Source organism: Leptothoe spongobia TAU-MAC 1115, from assembly GCF_018739885.1.
Classification (GTDB): domain Bacteria; phylum Cyanobacteriota; class Cyanobacteriia; order Phormidesmidales; family Phormidesmidaceae; genus Leptothoe; species Leptothoe spongobia.
Genome location: NZ_JADOES010000026.1, coordinates 61,562 through 68,724 on the forward strand (window position 1 = coordinate 61,562; position 7,163 = coordinate 68,724).

Below are 7,163 nucleotides of genomic sequence, written 5' to 3' on the forward strand. Positions count from 1 at the left end.
GATTCATAAACCGTTTACCGACAAAAACGGTATGCTAACAAAATTGGTTAGGATGCAAGGGTAAAGTAATCAGTCGATAGCGCGATCGCAGTCGTGTCCTCTACCACTCCAATCAGATCGTCACTGCGATAAATTAGAGTATCTTTGCTTGAGGTACCACTTCTGTTCTCATAACCAAGGCTGTAGTCACTCAGAGAGCCAAATACTTGAATAGTGTCTAAAGGTAAATAGGTTATGATTCCCCATTGGTCTTCATAGGTGAGCATTTCGAAGTCAGTGATAGTCGCATAGCCAGAGCCCAGATAAAAAGAGCCTCTATAGAGAGAATCATCCCTACCTAATACAAATGTGTCGAACTCTGCACCACCAGTCAGGATATCCTGCTCACGGCCATTGCCACCATAGCCCTCTAACCAATCACGACCATTGCCACCATTCAGGTCATCATTACCCCGATCGCCCCTCAAAAAGTCATCTCCATCGTCTCCATAAAGGAGATCGCGGCCATTGCCACCGTAGAGAAGATCAGTGTCATTACCGCCATGAAGACTATCTGGGCCGATCTCTCCATAAAGGAAATCAATCCCATCCTCTCCGTAAAGCGTATCCCTACCACGCCCTCCACGAAGATCGTCACTGCCGGTATATCCCATCAAAAGATCATTGCCATCTCCACCCCAGAGTTGATCATCATTTTGACCACCGTAGAGCGTATCATAGCCATCTTCTCCATAGAGGCGATCTCTGCCATTTCCACCTCCAAGAACATCATCACCATTGCCGCCATAAAGAACATCCCGACCATTTTGGCCATCTAGTTCGTCATCATCATCACCACCGTAAAGAGTGTCACTATTCTCTCCTCCAAACAGGTAGTCATTACCCCGATCTCCATTAAGGATATCGTTACCTGCATGACCAAAAAGGGCGTCATCACCATTATTGCCAGATAGAATATTGTTGGCAGCGTTTCCTCCAATGCCATCGTTGCCAGCCCCCCCTTCAGCATTTTCGATTAGAGAACGAGGATCATCATCGTATTGCAGTGCATTGAACACATGTCCCCGAGCATAGTTTCCATCTCCCAAATTAGCACGCTGGGAATTACCACCCACATCCAGATCGCTCCAGCCACCGGGTGATAGATCAATGCTTAGATTGGTAGTGTAATTGGAGAAGTCATAAGTGTCGATCCCATTACCATCCCAAATTGTACGGAAAATACGATTCTTCTGGGTTCTATCGGTATTATCATCAGCGGGTATTCCTTCAACATCTTCGCCACCAGGTATCCCTTGAGGTTCTCCATTGATGGACATCTCACCTGTAGTAGTTGAGAAGGTATAGGTGGTGTTTCCACTGTTGTAGTCAAAATTGGCACCATACATTTGCTGGATAGCTTTGATGTCATACATCATTAGAGACTGAGCGTATCCCCAACTCTCGTTGGAGTAGCCACCAAAAAGTGGATCTCCAATATACGAGCGATAAGTCATGATAGAAAATTCCATTGAGTCACGATTAGAATCCATGGCAACGTCACGGACTCCCCATTCTTCATGACCATGCTTAAGGCCTAAAGCGTGCCCTATCTCATGACCAAAAGTGTAGTACTCATAATTGCCTATTACGGGGTTGTCATATACTGGCTGATATTCAGAATCTTCTGTTGTAGGGTCATCAAGAACTAAAGTTCGATTGAACCATATATCGCCATCGAAAACAGAGTCACGACCACCATTCCAGGGATAATAGGCATAAGCAGTATCAGGATTATCGGATTCAGCCATCCGAATAGTTGCATCGCGATCGCTGAATCCTCTCAGTTCAACCAATGTCAAACCAGACACATTTTCATACATTTGCATCCATTCTCGTGCAGCTTCTCTCTGGATATCATTGAGACTCTCGAAGCTGGCGGCATGAATATCAGCATCGGGATAATCGTCCTCGTCTTCATAGTCATTTTCAAAGTTACTGGTAAAACTGAACTCGACTATGGGCGATTCCCATTGTCTGCCATACAATAATGCATCAATGTTGTTGTCTCCGGTGGAGGTTGTAGTAGCTGTAGGGGTTGTTTCTCCGTAAGTCATTAATTTGCTCCATTACTCAGTGATTCAATTGCTTAATCGGCCCATCTCAACCTGAGATAAGAACGTGAAAATCGCTTTGAAAAACAAAGCAATTTCTTCTGTTGTAAGCACGTGGTTTACGTGTCAAATTGCAGTGATATGATTGAGCTAAATTTGATATTTTTAATTTACGAGAATTACCTCGATCGAGAAGACCCAGTTTTAGGCCACTTTTATTCCTTTGAGGTTGTATCAACCTAAATGTGGCTCTTAACTGGCGTTTTTGAGGTGAATAGTTTTTAGCGCGATCGCTGACAACTCCTTCGGGGGAATCAATCCCACTAATCAAACCACGTGTAAAGCTCAAGGTGCCTAAACTGGTAGGCTGAGAAAATATAATAGATAATAAAATTAGGGAGTTCCCTATGGCAGTTTCCTTAAAGGCCTCGGAGGAAGGTCTCAAAAAAATCGATCAACTCAGGCGTGAAAAAGGCTGGATGGCAACAGACCCAAGATGGTGTGAAGCGGCTTATACTTCACCCAAAACGCTGACTCGATTTAGACGCGGCCAGCCTGTTCAGCAAGATACCTTTGTTAATATCTGTCAAGCAATAGGTATTGCCTGGGAAAATGTTATTGATAGAGGATCAGCCCTCCCTTCTACATCGATTCGTTGGGAACTGCGAATCGAAGCCGATGATACGCTCAAGGATGCCATTTTTGAACTAATTAAGAAACATTCAGGGGATGCAACGTTGAGTTTACGTAAACTAGAAAAAGGTAGCCTTGTGTTTGTGCTTGAAGGATCTTTAGAGGGTTTTGAGCGTATGGAATACCTATTTAGCGAAGGCATTGTGTCAACGCTAATGGAAGCTCAAATTTTAGGGGTACGCCCGAGAACCGTCAATCAACCTGTCCGTCTAAGCAATTGGTTACAAAACAACTTTGAAGCTATCTGGCGACCTCCAACTCCGGCTCTCGCTAGAACCTTATCAGTAACGGAACCGAATGGCGATAGTTCTGGCAACCCCCTAAGGCGAGCTAAGGATATTCAATTAGGTCCTCAATCAGCTGTACAGTTGTTAACTCAACTGACTCCCCAGGAGCAAGGTGCAGTCGATATTTCTATCCGAGTCTATCCCCGCCAGGATTTGGTTTATCTACCTGCTGGATTACAGCTGATTATGATAGATCCTGAGAGTGGCCTTTATGAAGTGATTGAAGCCAGAGAGCAGGATAATTGGATACAGTTAGAGCTTTCTGGAGAGTTAGGAGAGGCTTTTATGATCAAACTTCAGCTCGGTGAGGCTGTGGTTACAGAAGACTTTATTATCTAATTGATCGTGCTTATAGGACGGTGATCATGGCCCAGCGTATTGTCCTAACACTCTTAGAAAAGAGTGAGCGAGGATACCCAGCCAGCTTGAATATTCACAATCAACATGGCGCTCAGCAGACGTCCTATAGGGTTACCCAGGTCACAGGAGTGCTCCCGCTGATTCCTCAATCCCTACAAACCGCTCTTCAAGACTGGCAATTACCTTATCGAGAAATGCTGGAGTCGAGAGCCCATCGTATTCTCCCAAAACCAAATACTGAGACTCGGTTCTCCTGGCCAGAGAAAGCTCAGATCTTGATTAAAGAACTGAATCACTGGCTAAATTCGGGGGCTCAAAACTGGCAAAAAATACGGGATGCCCTGCTACAAACACTTGGCCAAGGTCGGGAAAATCAAATTTTTCTGCAGATGGGGGATACTGCATTACAGCAGTTCCCCTGGTCTGCTTGGGATATCTTCGAGCGCTCCATCCCTTCTCCAGAAGTTATCCTCAGTCCCCCTGAAATTCGCCAGGTTGCCCTTGAGGCAAACTCTCAGAACCGACAGCAGTTAAGAATATTAGGGGTGTTAGGCGAGCACGAACAGATTGATCTTAAGTTAGATCGTCAACTATTTACCCAATTAGAGGGATCAGGTGCTGATATCCGGTTCCTGGAGCAGCCTAACAGACAGACCTTTTTAGATACGCTTTGGGATAAGCAGGGATGGGATATTTTTTATTTTGGGGGACATAGTGGTGAAGGATTGATTGGCCTCAATCAGCAAGCGTGGTTAAATCCACACCAGGACTTCAAGCATAGTATGCGGGAAGCGATTTTCAAGGGGCTAAAACTAGCTATTTTCAATTCCTGTGATGGTCTGAAACTTGCTAATGAGCTGGCTAAGCTTGATTTACCCTGCAGCATCGTTATGCGTGAGCCCGTGCCTGATGAAGTAGCGCATGATTTTTTAGTCTTTTTTCTGTCAGCGTTTAAAGAAGGTCATTCTCTAGCTGTCTCTGTGCAAGAAGCGCGTCGAAAGTTAGCAGATGCTTGGAATTATCGGTATCCTGGCTGTGGCTGGTTACCTGTTGTATTTCAGCACCCAGACACGCCATCTTTTAAGTGGGCCACCACTCAAACGCTGCCAGCCTCTTCCTTAGAATCAGTTCCTTCAGTCCGTTCTGTTACTCCTCTGCCCTTGCGCCTCAGTTGGTGGAGGGTTACTGCTGTCAGCTTTATGCTTACCAGCCTAGTAGCTGGGGTAAGGGCATTGGGAATGTTGCAGGGGTGGGAACTATGGTGGTTTGACCAGCTAGTTCGATCGCGCCCAGCAGAGGTGTCCGACGAGCGAATTCTAATTATCACAGTCAGCGAGTCAGATATTCAATATCAACAACAACACCAGATGGAGGGACAGGGATCTTTGTCCGATCAAGCTTTAGCCCAGCTGTTGCAAAAGCTGACCCCTCATCGGCCCCGTGTCATTGGACTGGATATTTACCACGATTTTGAATATGAGCCGTCGCTGGCCAATCAATTAGCGGCTGATGCGCGGTTTATTGCCCCATGCAAAGTTAGTAGTTCTAACTTAGACCCTGAGGGGATTGCGGGACCGCCTGGGATTCCCACTGAACGACTAGGTTTTACGGATTTCCCAGGCGACCCCAATGGGGTTGTACACCGTCAGTTAATTGGCATGGACACTGATAGCGTAGGCTGCTCTACTCAGTATGCCTTGAGTTCACGGGTAGCCCTGGCGTATCTAGGTCCAGAGTATGAGGTAAGTCTGCAGCCGGATGGTCCGCTCCGCATAGGCAGTACCCCATTTCCTGAATTGCAATACAATGCGGGTGGGTATCAGCTAGCCCCAGCTGACGCCAATGGCTATCAAGTATTGATCAACTACCGGTCTCAGAGTCCCCGTCGAGTTTCGCTGACGGCAGTTTTGATGGGGGATGTGGATGACCAGCTGGCTGATTGGGTCCGAGATCGCATCGTCTTGATTGGACTTGATAACGCCAAAGAGGATGCTCATCTGACACCCTACAGCCAGGGTGCGTATCCGGAAAAGATGTTAGGCGTTGAGATTCATGCCCAGATGACGAGCCAGATTTTGAGCGCTGTGTTAGATCAGCGCCCCCTTCTATGGTGGTGGCCAGAATGGCTGGAATGGCTGTGGATCTACAGTTGGTCTTTCGTCGGAGGGGTGATTATATGGCGATTTCGGTCTGTTCTTGGGCGTAGTCTTGCGATTGGAATAGTCATCATTAGTCTGCCAGGAGTTGGCTTTATCATCTTGTTATATGGGGGATGGGTGCCGTTAGTGCCCTGCCTATGCGGACTTTTAGGTACGAGTAGTGTTTTGATAGCATATACCCGCGTTAAGTCGGAGCCATAAGTAGGTTGCCATAACAGATTTCCAAGACGAGAAGTTTTCCGAGAAGAGCAAAGCTCTACAGGTGTCAGGAGCCAGAACCCAGATCCCTTCTGAATTCTGACCCCTGAATTCTGGTTGGGCAGGAAGCCAGAATTGCCTGGCTTAACTGGATACCCCACACTTTGGATAGTTCGTCAGAAACCAACAAAATTGAAATCAAAAGCTAGTTCGACACCAATGGTGTCTTCCACAACACCAATCCGATCGCCCTTGTAAGAAATCACGGTGTCTAGTGCACTACTCCCCGAAACGTTTGCGAAGCCTAGAGTATAATCGTCTTGGACTCCAAATACTTGGAACTTATCCCCTTCATTCCAATAAAAGTCTGTAATCGTCGCGTAACCACTGTCTCCATCGCCAACATAGTAAGCTCCAAAGCCGTTGCCGAGGATAAACAGATCAGCCCCATCAAAGCTATCCCTAGCATCCGGTTCAGAGGTAACAGAATCGCCAGTCAGAATATCTTTTTCTCCGAAGCCCCTACGTCCGCCATCTCCATCTAACACATCGTCACCACTACCACCAATTAAGATATCCTCACCAAGACCCCCGTTGAGGGTGTCATTACCCTCACTACTAAATAGGTAGTCATTACCATTGGCCCCTTCGAGGACATTATTACCAATGTTGCCTGTAATGATATTGTCTTGGCTGTTTCCGGTCCCCCTAAGGTTACCAGTGCCTGTCAAAGTTAGATTCTCAATGCCAAATCCTTGGTTCCCGAATGTCCCTGGGGAAAGGGAATAGCTTACTGAGGCAAAGACAATATCAGAAGTTCCACCCAACGTGTCATCAAAGCTTTCCCTAACAATATCGCCGCTGGTATTAACAAAGTAGGTGTCGTTGCCATCGCCACCGTTCATGATATCTCTACCAAGGCCCCCGTCAAGGATATCAACACCATTACCGCCATTAAGAGTATCCATACCATTATCCCCATTGAGGATGTCATCACCATCGCCGCCATTGAGGGTGTCATCATCAATGCCGCCATTGAGGGTGTCGCTACCAGTACTGCCGTTGAGGGTGTCATTACCTCTGTTTCCATTGAGGGTATCATCATCAAGACCACCATTGAGGGTGTCATTGCCACTACTACCATTGAGGATGTCATCACCGCTGCCTCCGTCAAGGGTGTCCTCACCACCACTGCCGTTGAGGATGTCATCACCACTACCCCCGCTAAGGATGTCATCACCACTACCCCCGTCAAGGATGTCATTCCCTTCATTGCCGTTGAGGGTGTCACTACCAGGGTATTAATTCACAGGGTCCCCTGAATTTCTCGTCAATATTGCGATGATCAGGTAGTGTAGTGGCCATGAGTCGCT

Annotated in this window: 4 protein-coding genes and 1 pseudogene; 2 read left to right on the forward strand and 3 right to left on the reverse strand. The window is 46.8% G+C overall.

Going from position 1 to position 7,163, the window contains the following annotated elements; translation table 11 throughout:
• Positions 1-47: 47 nt before the first annotated feature.
• A complete protein-coding gene (locus tag IXB50_RS13625; protein ID WP_215609525.1) occupies positions 48-2,096 on the reverse strand; it encodes a M10 family metallopeptidase C-terminal domain-containing protein in 2,049 nt (682 codons plus the stop codon).
• Positions 2,097-2,500: 404 nt separating this feature from the next.
• Between IXB50_RS13625 and IXB50_RS13630 the strand changes: the two genes are divergently transcribed.
• Together IXB50_RS13630 and IXB50_RS13635 are read left to right on the forward strand one after the other, a co-directional pair.
• Positions 2,501-3,412, forward strand: coding sequence for a DUF1822 family protein (locus IXB50_RS13630; RefSeq protein ID WP_215609526.1), 912 nt, complete (start codon positions 2,501-2,503; stop codon positions 3,410-3,412).
• Between the two features lie 26 nt (positions 3,413-3,438).
• Positions 3,439-5,793 carry a CHASE2 domain-containing protein gene (locus tag IXB50_RS13635; protein WP_215609527.1) on the forward strand — a complete coding sequence of 785 codons (2,355 nt, stop codon included), beginning with the start codon at positions 3,439-3,441 and terminating at the stop codon, positions 5,791-5,793.
• Positions 5,794-5,966: 173 nt separating this feature from the next.
• Here IXB50_RS13635 and IXB50_RS13640 read toward each other — a convergent pair whose 3' ends face one another.
• Positions 5,967-6,758 (reverse strand): calcium-binding protein, encoded by a 792-nt coding sequence (locus tag IXB50_RS13640; RefSeq protein ID WP_215609530.1) that lies wholly within the window; start codon positions 6,756-6,758, stop codon positions 5,967-5,969.
• 63 nt (positions 6,759-6,821) lie between these two features.
• Positions 6,822-7,049: pseudogene (locus IXB50_RS22805) on the reverse strand (calcium-binding protein); the annotation flags it as partial.
• Positions 7,050-7,163 lie beyond the last annotated feature (114 nt).

Excerpts from the sequence above, each read along its gene's own strand:
- IXB50_RS13625 (WP_215609525.1), bottom strand. The coding sequence starts at position 2,096 with ATGACTTACGGAGAAACAACCCCTACAGCTACTACAACCTCCACCGGA.
- IXB50_RS13630 (WP_215609526.1), top strand. The coding sequence starts at position 2,501 with ATGGCAGTTTCCTTAAAGGCCTCGGAGGAAGGTCTCAAAAAAATCGAT.
- IXB50_RS13635 (WP_215609527.1), top strand. The coding sequence starts at position 3,439 with ATGGCCCAGCGTATTGTCCTAACACTCTTAGAAAAGAGTGAGCGAGGA.
- IXB50_RS13640 (WP_215609530.1), bottom strand. The coding sequence starts at position 6,758 with ATGGATACTCTTAATGGCGGTAATGGTGTTGATATCCTTGACGGGGGC.